Below are 17,049 nucleotides of genomic sequence, written 5' to 3'. Positions count from 1 at the left end.
GTCGCGGTCAGCGGAGGTCGTGCCGGGCGGCGGCGAGGGTGGCGACGGCCCGCTCGATGTCGTGGGGCGGGTTGGCGGCGTAGCCGAGCACCAGGCCGGGTGGTTGTGGCCGCTGGCCGTGCCAGGAGAGCGGCTGCACCTTGACGCCCCGGCGCAGGGCCGCCGCGGCCAGCGCCGTGTCGTCCACGTCGCCGGGCAGGGTGATGAGCAGGTGCAGGCCGGCGGCGGCGCCGTGCACCACCGCGCCGGGCAGGTGGGCGCGGACCGCCCGGATCATCGCGTCCCGGCGGCGTACGTGCCGGCGCCGCAGCAGCCGCAGGTGGCGCTCCAGCGCCCCGGAGCCCATCAGCTCGGCCAGCACCAGCTGCGGCAGGGCGGCGTTGCCGAGGTCGGCCATCCGCTTCGCCGCGACCAGGTCGGCGTGCAGCCGGGGCGGGACCAGCACCCAGCCGATCCGCAACGCCGGGGCCAGCAGCTTCGAGACGCTGCCGGTGTAGCAGACGCGGTCCGGCAGCATGCCGCGCAGCGCCGGCACCGGCGGACGATCGTAGCGGTGCTCGGCGTCGTAGTCGTCCTCGATGACCAGGCCGCCCCGCTCCGCCCAGCGCAGCAGCGCCCGCCGCCGGTCGCCGTCGAGCACCACGCCGGTCGGGAACTGGTGTGCCGGGGTCAGCATCACCGCCCGGGCGCCGCCGGCCGCCAGCCGGTCCACCCGCAGACCCTGGGCGTCCACCGGCACCGGCGGGGTGGCCAGCCGCCAGTTGTTCAGGTGCTGGCGTACCCCGAGCGAGCCGGGGTCCTCCACGGCGACGGTGTGCACGCCGTCGGCGTGCAGCACCTGGGCGAGCAGGCCGAGCGCCTGGGAGACCCCGGCCACGACCACCACCTCGGCCGGGTCGACCCGGATGCCGCGGTTGCGGGCCAGCCAGGTGGCGACCGCCAGGCGCAGCGCGGGGGTGCCGGCCGGCTCGCCGTACCCGAAGTCGGCGGGGGCCAGCCGGTGCAGCACCGCGCGTTCGGCGCGCAGCCAGGCCGCGCGGGGAAAGGCCGCCAGATCGGGTACGCCGGGCGTCAGGTCCAGCGCCGCGGGCGCGGTACGCAACGCGTCGAACACGGCGGTGTCCGGACGCGCGGCGAACACCTCCGGCGGGCGGCGCGGCACCGGCGGGCGGCTGGCCACGGCGGCCGGGGTGGCCAGCACGACCGTGCCGGCGCGGCCCCGCCCGACCACGTGCCCGTCCTCGGTCAACCGCTGGTACGCCTCGGTCACCACGCCCCGGGACACGCCCAGTTCGGCCGCGAGGACCCGGCTGGCCGGCAGCCGCGCCCCCACCGGCACCCGGCCGTCGGCGATCGCGGCGCGCAGCCGCCCGGCGAGCCAGTCGGCCCGCCCACCGGGTGGGGCGTCGCCGACGTCGAGCTGAAGGAAATCGGCGCCGGACGATATGGACCCGTCAGTCGCGCCCAGTTTGGCCCTGTCCACCGGACCATTATGGTCGGAGGCTGGACCGCATGAGTATCGCTTTCCTGGTGACCGCCCTGGTGGTCGTCCTCACCCCGGGGACCGGGGTGGTCTACACGATCTCCACCGCCCTGGCCGCCGGCCGCCGGGCCGGGCTGCTCGCCGCGCTCGGCTGCACGGTCAGCCTGCTGCCCCACCTCGCCGCCGCGGTCACCGGCCTGGCCGCGGTGCTGCGCGCCGGCACGCCGGCCTTCCGCGTGGTGACCTGGCTCGGCGTCGCGTACCTGCTCTGGATGGCCTGGTCCGCGCTGCGCGACCGGGACGCGCTGCGGGTCGACGACGGACGCCCCGCCCCGGCGGCCGGACGGGTGATCCGCGACGGGCTGCTGATGAATCTGCTCAACCCCAAGGTGACCGTCTTCTTCGTGGCGTTCCTGCCGCAGTTCGTCCCGCCCGACGCGCCCGCCGCAGCGGCCCGGATGCTGCTGCACGGCACCGTCTTCGTGCTGCTCACCCTGGTCGTCTTCGCCGGATACGCCGTGCTGGCCGGCGCGCTACGCCGCCGGGTGCTGGCCCGGCCGCGGCTCACCACGCTGCTGCGGCACGGCTTCGCCGGCAGCTTCCTCGCCCTCGGCCTCGGCCTGGCCCTGACCGCCCGATAGGAGTCCTCCCGTGCGCTTCCGGCACTCCCCCGAGATCTGGTCGACCTTTCCCGAGCTGAGCTGCGGCGTCCTGCACGCCACCGGCGTCGACGGCGCCGTCGAGGTGGGACCCCGCCTCGACCGGTACGCCGACGCGGCCCGGGCCCGCCTCGCCGGCGGCCCGGAGGGCGGCTTCCCGGAGATCCAGGCGTGGCGGCGCGCCTTCGCCCGGATGGGGCTGCCGCCGACCCGCTACCGGTGCGCCGCGGAGTCGCTGCTGCGCCGGTTCCGCCGCGACGGCGCGCTGCCCGCGCTGCACCCCCTGGTCGAGCTGGGCAACGCCCTCTCCATCGGCTACGCGGTCCCGGTGGCCGTGCTGGACCTCGACCGGATCGCCGGGGACCTGACGGTGCGCCCGGCCACCGGCGCGGAGACCTACCTGACCCTCGGCGGGGAGGCGGAACACCCCGAGCCCGGCGAGGTCGTCTTCGCCGACGCGGCCGGCGGGGCGCACTCCCGGCGCTGGACCCACCGGCAGAGCGGCGCGTCGGCGGTGCGCCCCGGGACCACCGAGGTGCTCGTGGTGATCGAGGCGATGCACGCGGGCGGGGCGGCGACGGTACGCCGGATGCTCACCGAACTGGCCGACGCCCTGCCCGTGCCGTCCCGGACCGCGCTGCTCACGGCCGACGCCCCGGAGTTCGCGTACGCGCCGGCCCGCTGACCGGCGCTCCCGGCGGCCCCGCCACCGCCGTCGCGGCGGCCCGGAACCGCCCGCGTGCCGGCGCGGGAGCGCCCTCGTGCCGGCCCGGCAGCGCCGTCGCGGCGGCCCGGGAGCGCCGTCGCGGCGGTGGTCAGACCGTCTCGCCCGGGGCGAGATACCGGTAGCCGGGGACGGTCTCGCCGAACCAGCCGTTCACGCCGGCCAGGCCCCGGTCGTTGAGCTGGGCGTCGTGGATCGGGACGACCCGCCGGGCGCCGACCGTCGTGGCGAAGGTGATCGCCTCGGTCAGCTTCAACCAGGACCCCTGGGCCGGCACCAGCAGGGTCTCCACCGGGGTGCCGGGCAGCGCCAGCGAGTCGCCGGGGTGGTAGACCGCGTCGTCGACGAGGTAGCCGAGGTTGGCGCAGTCCGGCTGCCCGTCATGGATCGTCGCGTGCCGGCCACCGGCCGCGGTGACCGCGAAGCCGGCGGCGTCGAACCGGTCGCCGGCCGCCACCCGGGTCACCGGCAGCGGCGCCAGGTCCGGCAGCCGCGCCCCCTGCGGCGCGAAGACCGGGACGCCGAGACCCGCCAGCCGCAGCACGTCGACATGGTCGGTGTGCTCATGGGTGAGCAGCACCGCGTCGGCCCCGACCAGGGCCCGCGGCTCGCTCCAGGTGCCCGGGTCGATGACCAGGACGCGACCCTCGTGTTCGATCCGGACGCAGGCGTGGGTCCACTTGACAATCTTCACCCGGTCGAACCTAGGCGCTCGGCGGCGTCCGCGGCGCCCCTCGAGGGCCGCCCCGCCCGGGTCCGGCGGGGTCACCGCCCGTGCGGGAGAACCCGGCGGCGCGGCCGTCCCGGCCGGCATCATCGGGACATGGACCGACGACCGCCGCGCGGACACCGCAACGTGCCGCACACCGCCGACGTCCGGTTCGAGGCGTGGGCCCCGGACCGGGAGGGCTGCCTGGCCGAGGCGGTGACCGCGCTGGTGGACAGCTTCGTGGACGCCACCGGCGTCACCCCCGCGCAGGAGACCGGGTACCGGGCTCCGCCCGCCGACGACCCCGACCTGCTGGTCGCCGTCCTCGACGAGGTGATCTTCCGGCTGGACACCGAGGGCGCGGTGCCGCTGGCGACCGAGGTGCGGCCAGCCGGGGACGGCGGCCTGCTCGTGCGCTGGCAGGTGGCGAGCACCGACGCGGTGGAGGCGATCGGCGCGGTCCCCAAGGCGGTGGCGCTGCACGAGCTGCGCTTCGGCCGCGACGACGCCGGCTGGTCCTGCGCGGTGACGCTGGACGTCTGAGCCGGACTCAGCCCTTCACCACGCCCAGCGGAACCAGCCTGGCCACCCGCCGGCACAGCCCGGCCCCCTCGGCCGCCGCGACCACCGCGGTGATGTCCTTGTACGCGGCCGGCATCTCCTCGGCCAGCCCGCGCCGCGACGCCCCCCGGACCGCGACGCCCTGAGCCTCCAGCTCGCGGCGCGGGTCGTGCCCCCGCACCGCCCGGGTGGCCTGCTTGCGGCTCTGCACCCGCCCGGCGCCGTGGCAGGTGGACGCCCAGGCCGGCGCGCCGGGCACGCCGGTGAGCACGTACGAGCCGGTGCCCATCGAGCCGGGGATGAGCACCGGCTGCCCGACCGGGCGCAGGTCCGCCGGCAGGTCCGGGTGCCCGGGCGGCAGCGCCCGGGTGGCGCCCTTGCGGTGCACGCAGAGCCGGCGGGGCGATCCGGCCACGTCATGCGGCTCGATCTTGGCGAGGTTGTGCGAGATGTCGTACACCAGGTCCAGGTCGCAGCCGGTGACCCGGGTGAAGACCTGCCGGGCCGCGTGGGCGAGCAGTTGCCGGTTGGCCCGGGCGTAGTTGGCCGCCGCGGCCATCGCACCCAGGTAGGCCCGCCCCTCGTGGGACGAGACCGGCGCGCAGGCGAGCTGCCGGTCCGGCACCCGGATGCCGTAGCCGGGCATCACCTTCTCCAGCTCGCGTACGTAGTCGGTGCAGATCTGGTGGCCGAGCCCCCGCGAGCCACAGTGGATCATGACGCAGACCTGGCCGGCACGGAGCCCGAACGCGGCCGCGACCGGCTCGTCGTAGAGCTCCGCCACGGCCTGCACCTCGAGGAAGTGGTTGCCGGAGCCGAGGCTGCCGACCTGGCGCGCGCCGCGCTCCACCGCCCGCTGGCTGACCTGCGCCGGGTTGGCGTCGTCGACCGCACCGAAGTCCTCGCAACGGTCGAGGTCCCGGCGCACCCCGAACCCCCGCTCGACGGCGTACCGGGAGCCGCCGCGCAGCACCGCGTCCAGCTCGTCGCCGCCGGTCAGGTGCCACACCGCGCCGGTGCCCATACCCCGCGGGGTGGCCTCGCCCAGGCCGTCCATCAGCGCGTCGAGCCGGGGCCGCAGCGCGTCGCGGTCCAGGTCGGCGGCGAGCAGCCGGACCCCGCAGGAGATGTCGAAGCCGACCCCGCCCGGGGAGACCACTCCCCCGTTCTCGACGTCGGTGGCCGCCACCCCGCCGATCGGGAAGCCGTAACCCCAGTGCACGTCCGGCATGGCGTAGGAGGCGTCGACGATGCCGGGCAGGGTGGCCACGTTCGCCACCTGCTCCAGCGACCGGTCCGCGCCCGCGTCGGGCAGCAACGACCGGGACGCGAAGACCACCCCGGGCACCCGCATCGGGTCGTGCCGGTCGATGCGGAACCGGTACGGCGACTCCTCGACCAGGTCCATCCCGCCCGGCTACCCGGGCCGGCGGCGGCTACACCCGGCCGGGTTCCGCCCCGCCCGATCCGGGTAGTGGCCGACCATGCCCCAGCGATACGAGGACTACGACCGGATCGCGGTCATCACCGGCGCGGACTCCGGCATCGGCAAGGCGTGCGCCGTCGCGCTGGCCGAGGCCGGCTTCGACATCGGCTTCACCTGGTACGGCGACCCGGACGGCGCCGAACGCACCGCCGCCGAGGTGCGCGCCACCGGCCGCCGCTGCGCGACGGCCGAACTGGACCTGACCCGGCTGCCGGACGCCGCCGCGGTCATCGACGAGCTGGCCGACCAGCTCGGCGGGCTCGGCGTGCTGGTCAACAACGCCGGCACCGGCCTCGCCACCCCGTTCGTCGAGGTGTCCTGGCAGCAGTGGCGGGAGGTGCTCTCGGTGGACCTGGACGGCCCGTTCCTCTGCGCCCAGCGCGCCGCGCGCCGGATGCGGGCGGCCGGGCGCGGCGGCCGGATCATCAGCATCACCAGCGTGCACGAGCACGCGCCGCGGGTCGGCTCCTCGGCGTACTGCGCCGCGAAGGGCGGGCTGGGCCTGCTCACCAAGGTGATGGCCCAGGAGCTGGCCGCCGACGGGATCACCGTCAACGCGGTCGCGCCCGGGGAGATCGCCACCCCGATGACCGGGCAGGAGGACGTCGACCCGTTCACCCAGGCCCGGCCCGGCGTGCCGGTGGGGCGGCCCGGCGACGCCCGCGAGGTCGCCGCCGTGGTGGCGCTGCTGGCCTCGCCCGCCGCGGCGTACGTCACCGGGGCGTCGTGGCCGGTGGACGGCGGGATGCTGCTGATGGGCCCGCAGGCGGCCGCGCTGCCCGACGACGGCTGGCGCGACGGCTGACCGCCCGGGGTTCCGACGACGTGCCGCACGCCGGGCCGGTCAGGGCAGCTGGGCGATCGAGGTCCGGTCGAGGTACGCGAGCTGGGCGGCGAAGCCGGCCAGCGCCACCACGACGCCGACCCCGATCGCCGGCCCCAGCGCGGCCCCGAGCAACCCGGCCAGCAGGGTGCCGCCCAACCCCAGCAGCACCGCGTTCACCGCGCCCACCAGCGCGGCCGCGGTGAGCAGCAGGTGCCGGCGGCCGGGGCGGGCGCCGACCTGGCCCCAGGTCGCGGAGACCTCGCCCCCGCCGGCCACCGCGTCGGCGAAGAAGTCCGAATCGCCGCCGAAGCGCCGGTGGTAGTAGGCACGGATGCGCCGGATCCGTTGCAGGTCCAGCGAGTTCTCCACCATGTTCTGGGTCAACCGGCCGAAGGTGAGCAGCCCGGTGATCAGCAGGGTCGGCAGCACCGCCCCGAGGTACGGCCGCAGCAGGTGCTCGCTGCCGGAGACGAAGCCCAGCCCGATCAGCGCGGCGGAGAGCAGCGACAGGAACAGGGTGGCCCGCCCGACCGACTCGGCGACCGTGGCCCCGCGCGAGGTCTGGAGCACGAAGTGCTCGGTGGTGAGGGCGGTCAGCAGCGCCTGCTCCCGAGCGTCCTCGTCCAACCCCGTCTCCTTCCGGTCACCGTCACGATACGGAGCCGGGCGGCACCCGGGGTCGGAACCGAGGCGGTCGACCCGCCGCCGGCCCGCCCCCGGCCGGGACCGGCCCCCGGGCGGCGGAGCATGGCGCCGGCCCCGCCCCCGCCGGGACCGGCCCCCCAGGCGACGGAGGATGGTGCCGGCCCACCCCGGCCAGGGCCGGGCCGCCGGGCGGCGGAGAATGGTGCCGGGGGCGAGGGGCGCCACCGGTACCGGAACGGGGAGCAGGGCATGGCGGAGACGGTCCGGCGGCAGGCGGCCGGGGCGGGCCGGGAGCTCGCCGCCGACTGCTCCCGCTGCGTCGGGTTGTGCTGCGTGGCCCCGGCGTTCGCCGCCTCCGCCGACTTCGCCCTCGACAAGCCGGCCGGCCAGCCCTGCCCCAACCTGCGCCCCGACTCCCGCTGCGGCATCCACCGCGACCTGCGGGCGCGGGGTTTCCCCGGCTGCACCGTGTTCGACTGCTTCGGCGCCGGTCAGCACCTGGTGCAGGAGACCTTCGGCGGCCGGCACTGGCGGGACGACCCGGCGCTCGCGCGGCGGATGTTCGACACGTTCGCGGTGCTGCGGCCGTTGCACGAGCTGCTCTGGTACCTGACCGAGGCGGTCGCGTTGACCCCGGCCGGCCCGTTGCGCGACGATCTGGCCGCGGCGCTGGCGCAGACCGGCCGGCTCGCCGACGGCACACCGGAGGAGCTGCTGGCGGTGGACGTCGACGCCCACCGGGACCGGGTCAACCCGCTGCTCGCCGAGGCCGGCGCGGCGGCCCGGGCCGGCCGGGCGGGCGCCGACCGGCGGGGCGCCATGCTGCTCGGGGCCGACCTGCGCCGGGCCGGGCTGTCCGGGGCGAACCTGCGGGGCGCCTGCCTGATCGGCGCGGACCTGCGCGGGGTGGACCTCGGCGCGGCCGACCTGACCGGGGCGGACCTGCGCGGCGCCGACCTGCGCGGGGCGGACCTGAGCCGCTGCCTGTTCGTGCACCAGTCCCAGCTCGACGCCGCCCGGGGCGACCTGCGGACCGGGCTGCCGCCCCGGCTGCGCCGCCCCGCCCACTGGTCGCTGACCGTCACCCCGGTCCCGGCGTCCGGCGGCCGCCCCGGTGTCCGTTCCGCCGGTGGGCGCGCCGGCCGCCGCAGGCGCTGACGGCGCCCCGCACCGGCCGGCGCGGACCGACCGGGTCGGTGCCCGGCGGGCGGTGGCCCGACGTTTCGCCGCGGTGCCGTCGGGTAGCCGGTGGCACCGCGACCACGGAACGGGAGGCGGACGGGTGAGATATCGGGTACGGCAGAGCGAGCAGCCGATGGATCCGGCATACGCCGAGGACGAGGCCGGGCAGACCCCGCTGGTCCAGGTCGAGGCCGACACGGACGTACCGGCCCCGCAGCCGGGCGCGCCGAAACCGGACGAGGTGACCGAGGATGACGGTTCCGGGATGGCCGGCGGGGCGTCGGGCAGCAGCTCCGGCGGCTCCTCGATGCCGACGCACCCCGACGCGGCACGCTGAGCGTTTGCCGCCGGAACGGCTGGGCAGGAGTGCCACATGACGAGTGAAGAGTCCTTCGGCCGCGCGTCCACCGACGAACCGGACGGCGCCACCGCGTACGAGGCGTCGCTGCGCCCGCCGGGCGAGTCGCTGCACAGCACCGACGACACCGGCGACGACTTCGCCGACCTGCCGGCCGAGGACCGGCGCTCGGCACGGGAGGTCAGCCGCGCCGGCTACGACGTCGACGCGGTCTCCGGCACCGCCGACCCGGCGAACGAGCCGGAGGAGATCGAGCCGGGACGACCCGAACGGTAGGCCGGCCGGCCCGGGCACGCTCAGCCGGCGGTGACCGCCGCCGCCCGGGCCTCGGCCATGCCCCGGTTGGCCAGCGCGTCGGCCCGGTCGTTCTCCGGATGCCCGCTGTGGCCCTTCACCCACAACCAGGTCACCTCGTGCCGGGCACAGGCCGCCTCCAGCCGCTGCCACAGGTCGGCGTTCTTCACCGGCTGCTTCGCCGCGGTCAGCCAGCCGTTGCGCCGCCACCCGGCCAGCCAGCCGGTGATGCCGTTGCGCACGTACGTGCTGTCGGTGTGCAGGCGCACGGTGACCGGCCGGGTCAGGCTCTCCAGCGCGCGGATCGCGGCGGTCAGCTCCATCCGGTTGTTCGTCGTCGGGCTCGCCTCGCCGCCGCACAGCTCGCGCTCGTGCCCGCCCCAGCGCAGCAGCGCACCCCAGCCACCCGGGCCGGGATTGCCGCTGCACGCCCCGTCCGTCCAGATCTCCACGATCCCGCCGGTCGCCGCCTCCGTCATGCCGGCAACCTACCGGCAGCACTCGCCGCCGGGACCACCCGACCCGCCGTGCGGGCCGTCGGGCACCGTGCGGGCCGGATACCCTGCCACCATGATCGATTCCCATGCCGGGCTGGACGACGCCGGCGTCGCGGTCGCCGCGGCGGCCGCCGGGGCGGACGTGGTGCGCGAGCAGTACGGCCAGCGGCTCGACCGCGTCGACAAGGGCGGCGGGGACTTCGCCACCAGCGCCGACCTGGCGGCCGAGCAGGCCATCCTGGCCGTCCTGAAGGCGGCGCGCCCGGACGACGCGGTGCTCGGCGAGGAGGGCGGGCAGCAGGGCCGCGCCGACGCCGCCCGCCGCTGGCTGGTGGATCCCCTCTGCGGCACGCTGAACTACGCCTCCGGCGGCATGCTGGTGGCCGTCAACGTGGCGCTGGCCGAGGGCGCGGCGGCGGTCGCCGACCCGTTCGCCGGCGAGGTCTTCTTCACCGACGGGGTGACCGCCCGGGTGCGGCACGCCGGGACCGACACCCCGCTGACCCCGACGCCCGCCACCGGCCTGGTGGACGTCAACCTGGATCCGCCGTTTCCGAGCGCCCCCGGGTTCCGGGCCGTCGACCTGCTCGCGCACCCGGACTTCATCGCCGGCTTCCGGCCCCGGGTGGTGTCCACCACGCTGGCGCTGGCCTGGGTGGCCGCCGGCCGGCGCGCCGGGTACGTCACCGACGGCGCCGACCTGTCCGCCAGCGTGCACTTCGCCGCGGGCATCGCGCTGTGCCGGGCCGCCGGCTGCGTGGTCACCGGCCTCGACGGAGCCCGACCCGGGCCGGGCAGCCGGGGTCTGGTCGCGGCGGCGGACGCCGAGACCCACGGCCGGCTCCTGGCGCTGATCCACGACCGGAGCTGAGCGCCCCCGGGCCGGGCCGGACGGTCGTGGCGCGCCGTCCCGGAATTCGCGCGACATCCCCCCGCCGGCCTGGCAGGCTCACCGATCATGGACGGACGCTGGGACGGCCTGCGGGCCGAGGTACGCGCCACGATCGGCGAACTGGTCGGCTCCGGCCGCGAGACCGGGGTGCAGGTGGCCGCCTACCTGCACGGCGCGCCGCTGATCGAGGAGCAGGCCGGCCTGGCCGACGCCAGCACCGGCCGACCGCTGACCGCCGACACCCCGATCCACGCGGTCTCCACCGGCAAGGCGCTCACCGCCACCGCGGTGCACGTGCTGGCCGAGCGCGGTCGGCTCGACTACGACCTGCGCATCGCCGAGGTGTGGCCGGAGTTCGCCCGGCACGGCAAGGACCGCATCACCCTGCGGCACGCCCTCACCCACACCGCCGGGCTGCCGGCCCTGCCGCCCGACATCACCCCCGCGGACTTCACCGACTGGGACCGGATGTGCGCGCTGCTCGCCGACGCCACGCCCCGCTGGGCACCCGGTGAGCAGGTCGCGTACCACGCCTGGACGTGGGGCTGGCTGGTCGGCGAGGTGGTCCGGCGGGTCACCGGCAAACCGGTCTCGCAGGTGCTGGTCGAGGAGGTCGCCGGGCCGCTCGGGCTGGCCGACGAGCTGTTCCTGGGCGTACCCGAGGCGCAACTGCCCCGGCTGGCCCGGCTCGAGGACGCCGGCCTGGCGGCGCTGATGACGTACGCCGGCGAGAACCTGCCGAACTTCGACGCCGTCGCCCCACCCGCGGTGCGTCCGGACGCCACCATCGGCAGCCGCCCAGACGTGCTGCGCGCCGACGTGCCGGCGGTCGGCACGATGACCGCGCGCGGGATCGCCCGGATGTACGCGGCGCTGCTCGGCCCGGTCGACGGGGTGCGGCTGATCTCCCCGGCCCGCCTCAGCGAGGTGTCCGCGGTCGCGGCGCGCGGCGCGGACTGGGTCTTCGGCGCCGAGGTGACCTTCGGCCTCGGCTACGCGGTCGACACCGACGGCTCGTTCGGCACCGCCGGCAGCGGCGGCAGCCTCGCCTTCGCGTACCCCCGACTGGGGTTGACGGTGGCGGCGCTGCGCAACCGGCTCGGTGCGGGCGACGGCGACCCGATGGAGGGCCTGCGCCGGCTGGTCCGCGACGCGGTGGCCGGCTACGAACCAGCCTGACCGGCGGCCCCCGGCCCGCCCTCGGGCCCGGGGTCGGCCGGCGGACGGCGCAGCCGGGCGCGCAGCCGGCCGGCGGCGTCACCGAGCACCGCGCCGGTCATCGGCAGCAGCGGGCTGGACCGCATCACCGCCAGCTCCTCGGCCGGCGAGGTGGCCCCGTCGAGGAAGCGCAGCACCCGCTCCGCCGGGTTGCGCGCGAACAGCCGGTCGAAGAACGCCACCCCACCCACGTGCCCCCGGTCCAGGGCGCGCAGCGCCACCGCGTCCATCCACCGGTGCCGGGCCGGGTACGCGGGCGCCGGCACCGGCGGCCGGCCGGCGGCCAGCGCCCGGGCCACCTGGTCGGCCTGCCGCAGCATCGCCGAGAAGGTGAACCCGGTGGACGGGCGGGTGGCCCCGCCGGCGGTGCCGAGGCGGACCACCCGGGGCGACGGGCGGCCGACGAACGGCCCGTCGGTCATCGGGATCACCCCGTTCTCGACCTCCCGCACCCGCAGCCCGGCCAGGTCCAGGCCGAGCAGCCCGGCGTAGCCGCGCAGCGCCCGGTCGTACCCGGCGTCGCCGAGCGGGGCGGCGGAGAACTCGGTGTACTCGACCAGCGCGTACCGGTCGTCGACCGGCAGCACGTAGCCGAAGGAGACCCCACGGTCGGGCTGCGGGGTGCGGAAGTCCATCAGCACCGCCCGGTCCGGGTCGAAGGTGGGCCGGTCGGCGGCCAGCCACCAGCCGCGGAAGTGCTGCAACCAGTTGGTCCGCCCGGGCCGCGCCGGCGGTCGGGGCCGCGAGTCGAGCACCCAGCCGGCCCGCAGCAGTACCCGCCCGGCCGGATCGTGCACGGTCACCCGGTCGCCGTCGTCGCGCAGCCGCCCGGCGGGCACCTCGATCCGCACCGCGCCCAGCCGCCGTTCCGCCGCGGCCGCCCGGTCGTAGACCGGGGCGGACCGGAGCATCGCGTACCGCAGCGGGTCCAGCGACAGCACGCGGCGGGCGGCCGGCGTGACCACCTCCACCCGCGACCAGCTGGCGCTCAGCAGCGGATCGAGGTCGGAGCCCGGGACGCCCCAGAACGCCCAGGTACGGTCCTGGCCGCGCTTGCGCACCGGATCGACCACGGCGACCCGCAGGCCGGCCAGCTCGTGCCGGCCGAGGGCGGCCAGCACCAGGCAGGCGGCACCACCGCCGCCCACCAGCGCGAGGTCGACGTCGAGCGGGGACGAGGGCACCCGCCCACGCTGCCACACCCCGCCGCGCGCCGGCGCACCGGACCCGCCGTCCCGGCCCCGGCGCGGCGCGTAGATTCGCAGGGGATCATCGAGAACGGGGGCGGCATGGCGCGGGAACCGCTGCGGGTGGGGCTGCTGGGGTACGGGACCGCCGGGCGGGTGTTCCACGCCCCGCTGGTCGCCGCGACACCCGGGCTACGGCTGGCCGCCGTGGTCACCGGCGACCCGCGGCGCCGCGCGCAGGCCGGCGCCGAACACCCCGACGCCCACCTGCTCGACGCCCCCGAGCAGCTCTGGTCGGCCCCGGCCGACCTGGACCTGGTCGTGGTGGCCACGCCGAACCGGCAGCACGTGCCGATGGCCCGGGCCGCGCTGGCCGCCGGGCTGCCGGTCGTGGTGGACAAGCCACTCGCGCCGACCTCGGCGGAGGCACACGCGCTGATCGCGGCGGCCGCCGCCGCGGGCCTACCGCTCACCGCCTTCCAGAACCGGCGCTGGGACGGCGACTTCCGGACCGTGCGCCGCCTGGTCGAGGCCGGCGAGCTGGGCCGGGTGACCCGGTTCGAGTCGCGGTTCGAGCGGTGGCGGCCGGCGATCAAGCCGGGCTGGCGGGAGAGCGCCGCCCCGGGCGGGGCCGGCGGGGCGCTGTTCGACCTCGGCGCGCACCTGATCGACCAGGCGGTGCAGCTGTTCGGTCCGGTCGCGCGGGTCTACGCCGAGGTGGACCGGCGCCGGCCCGGCGCCGAGGTGGACGACGACGCGTTCGTCGCGCTCACCCACACCAACGGCGTGCGGTCCCAGCTCTGGATGGGCGCGGTGACCGCGCAGCTCGGACCCCGGTTCCGGGTGCTCGGCGACCGCGCCGCCTACACCAGCTACGGCCTCGACCCGCAGGAGGCGGCGCTGCGCGACGGCGGCCGGCCCGGCACCCCCGGCTGGGGCGAGGTCACCCCCGACCGGTACGGGCAGCTCGGCGTCGACGGCGACCTCCGGGCCGTCCCCACCGAGGCCGGCCGCTACCAGGACTTCTACGCCCAGGTCGAGGCGGCGCTGCGGGACGGCACGCCGATGCCGGTGGACCCGGCCGACTCGGCGCACGTGGTGGCCCTGATCGAACTGGCGCACCAGGCCGCCGCGCAGGGCGCGACCCTGCCGGTGCCGGACTGACCGGCCCCGCTCAACGGGCGGTCGCGGCCGGCTCCGGGGCGTCCGGGGCCGGATCGGCGTACGCGGCGGCGACGGTGGCCCGGTCGAACACCCGCCAGGTCGCCACGATCACCGCGACCGCCACCACAAACCCCACCCAGTACGGCGCGGTGATCCCGAACCGGCCGGCGACCACCCCGCCGAGCAGGGCGCCGACGCAGTTGCCGCCGGCGGCGAGGAACAGGTTCGTGCTGCCCACCCGGCCCAGCAGGGCGGGCGGGGTGAGCCGCTGGCGCAGCGAGTTCGCCACGATGTTCCACAGCGAGGAGTGCACCCCGAACGCGAACAGCGCCACCCCGACCACCACGGCGCTGCGCGACGCGGCCAGGGCCAGGTGCAGGCCGGCCTCGATGAGCAGGCCGACCCGGACCGTCCAGGTGGCGGTGATCGCGGCGACCAGCCGGTCCCCGGCGGCCGCGCCGAGCAGCCCGCCCACGGCCAGGCAGGTGAAGAGCGCGCCGTAGCCCACCGAGCCGAGGCCCAGGCGGTCGGTGGCGAGCAGCACCAGCACCGCGAGGGCGGCGGTGAGGGTGACGTTGAGCAGGCCGATCAGCAGGGTCATGGTGCGCAGCAGCCGGTGCCCCAGCAGCCAGCGGAAACCGTCGGCCACCTCCGCGCGCACCGAACGACGCGCACCCCGGTCCGGCCCGGTCCGGAACGACCCGGCGACCAGCCCGACCAGCACGGCGCTGAGCGCGTACGTGCCGGCGTTGACCGCGAACGGGATGGCCGCGGCCAGCACGAACAGCAGGCCGCCGAGCGGGCCGGCGACCATGTTCTGCATGACCTGGGTGCCGCCGCCCAGCCAGCCGTTGGCCCGTTCCAGCCGGGACCGGGGCACCACCGCGGGCACGACCGCCTGGGCGGCGGTGCGGAACACCACCTCGCCGGCGTTGACCACGAACAGCACCGCGTAGAGCAGGACGATCCCGGCCCGGTCGGCGAACATCGCGGCGGCCAGCACGACCAGCACGACCACCCGGACCCAGTCGATGACCACCATCAGCCGGCGCCGGTCGACCCGGTCCACCAGCACCCCGCCGGGCAGCGCGAAGAGCAGCCAGGGCAGCCAGCCCACGGCGGCGCCGGCCGCCACCACGAGCGGATCGTCGGTCCGCGACGCCACGTACAGCGGCGCGGCCACGGTCGCCATCCCGCTGCCCAGCGCCGACATGGTGCTGGCCGCCCAGAGCCGGGCGAAGCGCCCGTCGAGCCGGTCCCCCGTCGTCCCCGTCGTCACGGCGAGCGAAGCTACCAGCCACGGCGGCCCGGGCCGAGCGAGTTTTCCCGCCCGGGTACGCCCGGTCAGCCGCCGGCCGGGGGCATGGGAAGATCACCCATGCCCGTCACCAACCCCTGGCTCGCCGGTCCCGCCCCCACCGCCCGCCTCGACCGCGACCGGCTGCGGGAGCGCATCCTCAACCTGCTCTCCTCGCAGAACATGTGCGTGCTCGCCACCGCCGGCCCGGACGGTCCGCTGGCCACCCCGGTGCGCTACTTCCACCTGGACCTCACGCTGATGTTCACCGCGGTCGCCGACTCGCCGAAGATGCGCAACCTCGCCGCCGACCCGCGCGTCTCGATCGGGATCTTCGCGCCGCTGGTCGGCCAGGCCAGCAGCCGCGGCGCGCAGGTCTTCGGCCGGGCCCGGGTGCTGCACCCCGGTGACCCCGACTTCGCCCAGCACTGGCCGGCGTACCGCTGGCAGTCCGACCACGTGGAGCGGTCTCGGTCGCTGGCCGAGCCGCCCACCGGGCCGCTGGTGGTGGTGCCGGCCGAGCGGATCGTCTACACCGAGCACTGGCTGCGCCGCGAGGGCTACGCCCCCCGCCAGTTCTGGCGGGCGTGACCGTCGCCCCCAGGGGGCACACTGCCGGCATGCGCGTGCCGTTCCCCGAGCCCGGGCCGTCGTCCGACGTGCCGGCGCTCTTCCTCACCTACCTGGACTACTACCGGGACACGGTGGCCGACCGGGTAGCCGGACTGACCGACGCGCAGGCGCGCGGCAGCCGGGTACCGTCCGGCTGGACCCCGGTCGAGTTGGTCAACCACCTGACCTTCATGGAGCGGCGCTGGTTGGTCTGGGGCTTCCTCGGCGAACCGGTGCCGGACCCGTGGGGCGACGACGCCGACGACCGCTGGCACGTCGATCCGGCCGAGCGCGTCGACGACGTGCTGGCCGCCCTGCGCCAGGGCGGGCAGCGGACCCGGGAGATCGTCACGGGCCACCCGCTGGACACCCCCGCCGCGCTGGGTGGCCGGTTCACCGACCCGGCCCGTCGCCCCACCCTCGCCGCGATCCTGTTCCACGTCCTCCAGGAGTACGCCCGGCACGCCGGCCACCTCGACATCGCCCGTGAGCTGACCGACGGCCGGACCGGCGAGTGAACGCCGCCCGTCGACGGTGATCGCGGCGCGCGCCGGGCACCGCACACCCTCTATGGCATCCTAGGAGGCTAGTTTTTCGGCGCCGGCCCGACGCGGTCCGACGCGGCGGGGCGCGGGTGCGACGGGGTCCAGCGCGGCGCGGCGTGGCACCGCGCCGGCCGGTCAGCGGCCGGCGGTGCGGCGCAGCAGCGGGACCAGCACGGCGGCGGCGGCCAGGTGCATGACCACCAGGGTCACGGTGGCCGCCGTACCCACTCCCCCGCCCAGCGGCCCGAGCAGCGACACCACGAGCGCGCCCAGCGCGACGGCGGTCCACACCGCCCGGGGGCGGGTGGTGAACCGCTCCAGCAGCGCGAGCAGCGCCCAGCCGGCCAGTCCGGCGACCACGGTGGAGACCGCGACCGCCACCGGGGTGACCGACTGGTCGCCGCCGCTGCCCTGGACGGCCAGCTCCACCCCGGCGATCGGCTCGGCGACGACCCAGACGACCAGGGTGGCGACGGTGGCGGCGAGCACCGCCAGCAGCCGCGCCCGGCGGCGCCCGGCCGGCGCGGCGGCCACCGGCGGGCCGGTCGGCGTGGTGATGGTCTCCATCGCGGTACCTCCAAGGATTGTGCGGACCCGGTGCGGGGCCGACGTGCCAGTCACGCTAGGCCGGGGCCGGTGCCACGCGGATCGCCCCGCGGACGGGTCCGCCGCTCCGTCGCGAGGACCGCGTTGCGGCGGATCTCCGTCTC

20 protein-coding genes are annotated in these 17,049 nt (G+C 76.9%); 12 read left to right on the top strand and 8 right to left on the bottom strand.

Features of this window, described 5'->3' with window-relative positions; all coding sequences use genetic code 11:
• Window positions 1-7 precede the first annotated feature (7 nt).
• A complete protein-coding gene (locus AB0I11_RS19315; protein ID WP_357321861.1) occupies window positions 8-1,483 on the bottom strand; it encodes a PLP-dependent aminotransferase family protein in 1,476 nt (491 codons plus the stop codon).
• Between the two features lie 29 nt (window positions 1,484-1,512).
• On the opposite strand from AB0I11_RS19315, the gene AB0I11_RS19310 reads away from it, so the two are divergent.
• Window positions 1,513-2,124 (top strand): LysE family translocator, encoded by a 612-nt coding sequence (locus AB0I11_RS19310; protein ID WP_357321859.1) that lies wholly within the window; start codon window positions 1,513-1,515, stop codon window positions 2,122-2,124.
• A gap of 10 nt (window positions 2,125-2,134) precedes the next feature.
• Complete coding sequence (locus tag AB0I11_RS19305; RefSeq protein ID WP_357321856.1) at window positions 2,135-2,827, top strand: phenylalanine--tRNA ligase beta subunit-related protein; 693 nt, start codon at window positions 2,135-2,137, stop codon at window positions 2,825-2,827.
• A gap of 130 nt (window positions 2,828-2,957) precedes the next feature.
• On the opposite strand, the gene AB0I11_RS19300 is transcribed toward AB0I11_RS19305, so the two are convergent.
• Window positions 2,958-3,560 (bottom strand): MBL fold metallo-hydrolase, encoded by a 603-nt coding sequence (locus tag AB0I11_RS19300; RefSeq protein WP_357321853.1) that lies wholly within the window; start codon window positions 3,558-3,560, stop codon window positions 2,958-2,960.
• A gap of 129 nt (window positions 3,561-3,689) precedes the next feature.
• Between AB0I11_RS19300 and AB0I11_RS19295 the strand changes: the two genes are divergently transcribed.
• Window positions 3,690-4,118: an archease gene (locus tag AB0I11_RS19295; RefSeq protein ID WP_357321850.1), complete on the top strand. Its 429-nt coding sequence runs from the start codon at window positions 3,690-3,692 to the stop codon at window positions 4,116-4,118.
• A 7-nt stretch (window positions 4,119-4,125) separates the two neighbouring features.
• Here the strand turns inward: AB0I11_RS19295 and AB0I11_RS19290 are convergent, their stop codons facing one another.
• Window positions 4,126-5,544, bottom strand: coding sequence for an RtcB family protein (locus AB0I11_RS19290; protein WP_357321847.1), 1,419 nt, complete (start codon window positions 5,542-5,544; stop codon window positions 4,126-4,128).
• Between the two features lie 76 nt (window positions 5,545-5,620).
• On the opposite strand from AB0I11_RS19290, the gene AB0I11_RS19285 reads away from it, so the two are divergent.
• Window positions 5,621-6,427, top strand: coding sequence for an SDR family oxidoreductase (locus AB0I11_RS19285; RefSeq protein WP_357321844.1), 807 nt, complete (start codon window positions 5,621-5,623; stop codon window positions 6,425-6,427).
• Window positions 6,428-6,466: 39 nt separating this feature from the next.
• Here the strand turns inward: AB0I11_RS19285 and AB0I11_RS19280 are convergent, their stop codons facing one another.
• Entirely contained in the window at window positions 6,467-7,075 is a 609-nt protein-coding gene (locus tag AB0I11_RS19280) for a hypothetical protein (RefSeq protein WP_357321841.1), read from the bottom strand.
• A gap of 267 nt (window positions 7,076-7,342) precedes the next feature.
• Between AB0I11_RS19280 and AB0I11_RS19275 the strand changes: the two genes are divergently transcribed.
• From AB0I11_RS19275 to AB0I11_RS19265, 3 genes are all read left to right on the top strand, one after another.
• On the top strand, window positions 7,343-8,251 hold the full coding sequence (locus AB0I11_RS19275; protein WP_357321838.1) for a pentapeptide repeat-containing protein: 909 nt from the start codon (window positions 7,343-7,345) through the stop codon (window positions 8,249-8,251).
• A 157-nt stretch (window positions 8,252-8,408) separates the two neighbouring features.
• Window positions 8,409-8,612: a preprotein translocase YidC gene (locus AB0I11_RS19270; RefSeq protein WP_231605508.1), complete on the top strand. Its 204-nt coding sequence runs from the start codon at window positions 8,409-8,411 to the stop codon at window positions 8,610-8,612.
• 36 nt (window positions 8,613-8,648) lie between these two features.
• Entirely contained in the window at window positions 8,649-8,909 is a 261-nt protein-coding gene (locus tag AB0I11_RS19265; protein WP_046563851.1) for a hypothetical protein, read from the top strand.
• A 20-nt stretch (window positions 8,910-8,929) separates the two neighbouring features.
• Here the strand turns inward: AB0I11_RS19265 and rnhA are convergent, their stop codons facing one another.
• Complete coding sequence (gene rnhA / locus AB0I11_RS19260; RefSeq protein ID WP_357321834.1) at window positions 8,930-9,406, bottom strand: ribonuclease HI; 477 nt, start codon at window positions 9,404-9,406, stop codon at window positions 8,930-8,932.
• A 91-nt stretch (window positions 9,407-9,497) separates the two neighbouring features.
• Between rnhA and AB0I11_RS19255 the strand changes: the two genes are divergently transcribed.
• Together AB0I11_RS19255 and AB0I11_RS19250 are read left to right on the top strand one after the other, a co-directional pair.
• Window positions 9,498-10,295, top strand: coding sequence for an inositol monophosphatase family protein (locus AB0I11_RS19255; RefSeq protein WP_357321831.1), 798 nt, complete (start codon window positions 9,498-9,500; stop codon window positions 10,293-10,295).
• A gap of 87 nt (window positions 10,296-10,382) precedes the next feature.
• Window positions 10,383-11,495 carry a serine hydrolase domain-containing protein gene (locus AB0I11_RS19250; protein WP_357321828.1) on the top strand — a complete coding sequence of 371 codons (1,113 nt, stop codon included), beginning with the start codon at window positions 10,383-10,385 and terminating at the stop codon, window positions 11,493-11,495.
• Here the strand turns inward: AB0I11_RS19250 and AB0I11_RS19245 are convergent.
• The gene (locus AB0I11_RS19245) at window positions 11,480-12,736 is read right to left on the bottom strand and encodes a lycopene cyclase family protein (protein WP_357321825.1); all 1,257 of its coding nucleotides are present in this window, start codon (window positions 12,734-12,736) and stop codon (window positions 11,480-11,482) included. The two genes, AB0I11_RS19250 and AB0I11_RS19245, sit on opposite strands and share 16 nt — an antisense overlap.
• A gap of 87 nt (window positions 12,737-12,823) precedes the next feature.
• Between AB0I11_RS19245 and AB0I11_RS19240 the strand changes: the two genes are divergently transcribed.
• Window positions 12,824-13,885 (top strand): Gfo/Idh/MocA family oxidoreductase, encoded by a 1,062-nt coding sequence (locus tag AB0I11_RS19240; protein ID WP_357321822.1) that lies wholly within the window; start codon window positions 12,824-12,826, stop codon window positions 13,883-13,885.
• A 10-nt stretch (window positions 13,886-13,895) separates the two neighbouring features.
• Here the strand turns inward: AB0I11_RS19240 and AB0I11_RS19235 are convergent, their stop codons facing one another.
• Window positions 13,896-15,164 carry an MFS transporter gene (locus AB0I11_RS19235; RefSeq protein WP_357321819.1) on the bottom strand — a complete coding sequence of 423 codons (1,269 nt, stop codon included), beginning with the start codon at window positions 15,162-15,164 and terminating at the stop codon, window positions 13,896-13,898.
• Between the two features lie 99 nt (window positions 15,165-15,263).
• Here AB0I11_RS19235 and AB0I11_RS19230 point away from each other — a divergent pair, with 99 nt between their 5' ends.
• Complete coding sequence (locus AB0I11_RS19230; protein WP_357321816.1) at window positions 15,264-15,773, top strand: pyridoxamine 5'-phosphate oxidase family protein; 510 nt, start codon at window positions 15,264-15,266, stop codon at window positions 15,771-15,773.
• 29 nt (window positions 15,774-15,802) lie between these two features.
• Window positions 15,803-16,312, top strand: coding sequence for a DinB family protein (locus tag AB0I11_RS19225; RefSeq protein ID WP_357321813.1), 510 nt, complete (start codon window positions 15,803-15,805; stop codon window positions 16,310-16,312).
• A gap of 162 nt (window positions 16,313-16,474) precedes the next feature.
• On the opposite strand, the gene AB0I11_RS19220 is transcribed toward AB0I11_RS19225, so the two are convergent.
• Window positions 16,475-16,906, bottom strand: a complete 432-nt coding sequence (locus AB0I11_RS19220; RefSeq protein ID WP_357321810.1) for a DUF6069 family protein — start codon at window positions 16,904-16,906, stop codon at window positions 16,475-16,477.
• Between the last annotated feature and the right edge of the window lie 143 nt (window positions 16,907-17,049).

Origin of the sequence: Micromonospora sp. NPDC050495, assembly GCF_040655175.1 — a bacterium.
Classification (GTDB): Bacteria; Actinomycetota; Actinomycetes; order Mycobacteriales; family Micromonosporaceae; genus Micromonospora.
The sequence above is the reverse complement of the archived record's forward strand: the minus strand, read 5'-3'. Positions and strand labels throughout refer to the sequence as shown.

What these genes read in the sequence shown, in the direction of transcription:
- AB0I11_RS19310 (WP_357321859.1), top strand. Translation starts at nt 1,513, where the DNA reads ATGAGTATCGCTTTCCTGGTGACCGCCCTGGTGGTCGTCCTCACCCCG.
- AB0I11_RS19295 (WP_357321850.1), top strand. Translation starts at nt 3,690, where the DNA reads ATGGACCGACGACCGCCGCGCGGACACCGCAACGTGCCGCACACCGCC.
- AB0I11_RS19290 (WP_357321847.1), bottom strand. Translation starts at nt 5,544, where the DNA reads ATGGACCTGGTCGAGGAGTCGCCGTACCGGTTCCGCATCGACCGGCAC.
- AB0I11_RS19285 (WP_357321844.1), top strand. Translation starts at nt 5,621, where the DNA reads ATGCCCCAGCGATACGAGGACTACGACCGGATCGCGGTCATCACCGGC.
- AB0I11_RS19275 (WP_357321838.1), top strand. Translation starts at nt 7,343, where the DNA reads ATGGCGGAGACGGTCCGGCGGCAGGCGGCCGGGGCGGGCCGGGAGCTC.
- AB0I11_RS19270 (WP_231605508.1), top strand. Translation starts at nt 8,409, where the DNA reads ATGGATCCGGCATACGCCGAGGACGAGGCCGGGCAGACCCCGCTGGTC.
- AB0I11_RS19265 (WP_046563851.1), top strand. Translation starts at nt 8,649, where the DNA reads ATGACGAGTGAAGAGTCCTTCGGCCGCGCGTCCACCGACGAACCGGAC.
- rnhA (WP_357321834.1), bottom strand. Translation starts at nt 9,406, where the DNA reads ATGACGGAGGCGGCGACCGGCGGGATCGTGGAGATCTGGACGGACGGG.
- AB0I11_RS19255 (WP_357321831.1), top strand. Translation starts at nt 9,498, where the DNA reads ATGATCGATTCCCATGCCGGGCTGGACGACGCCGGCGTCGCGGTCGCC.
- AB0I11_RS19250 (WP_357321828.1), top strand. Translation starts at nt 10,383, where the DNA reads ATGGACGGACGCTGGGACGGCCTGCGGGCCGAGGTACGCGCCACGATC.
- AB0I11_RS19240 (WP_357321822.1), top strand. Translation starts at nt 12,824, where the DNA reads ATGGCGCGGGAACCGCTGCGGGTGGGGCTGCTGGGGTACGGGACCGCC.
- AB0I11_RS19230 (WP_357321816.1), top strand. Translation starts at nt 15,264, where the DNA reads ATGCCCGTCACCAACCCCTGGCTCGCCGGTCCCGCCCCCACCGCCCGC.
- AB0I11_RS19225 (WP_357321813.1), top strand. Translation starts at nt 15,803, where the DNA reads ATGCGCGTGCCGTTCCCCGAGCCCGGGCCGTCGTCCGACGTGCCGGCG.
- AB0I11_RS19220 (WP_357321810.1), bottom strand. Translation starts at nt 16,906, where the DNA reads ATGGAGACCATCACCACGCCGACCGGCCCGCCGGTGGCCGCCGCGCCG.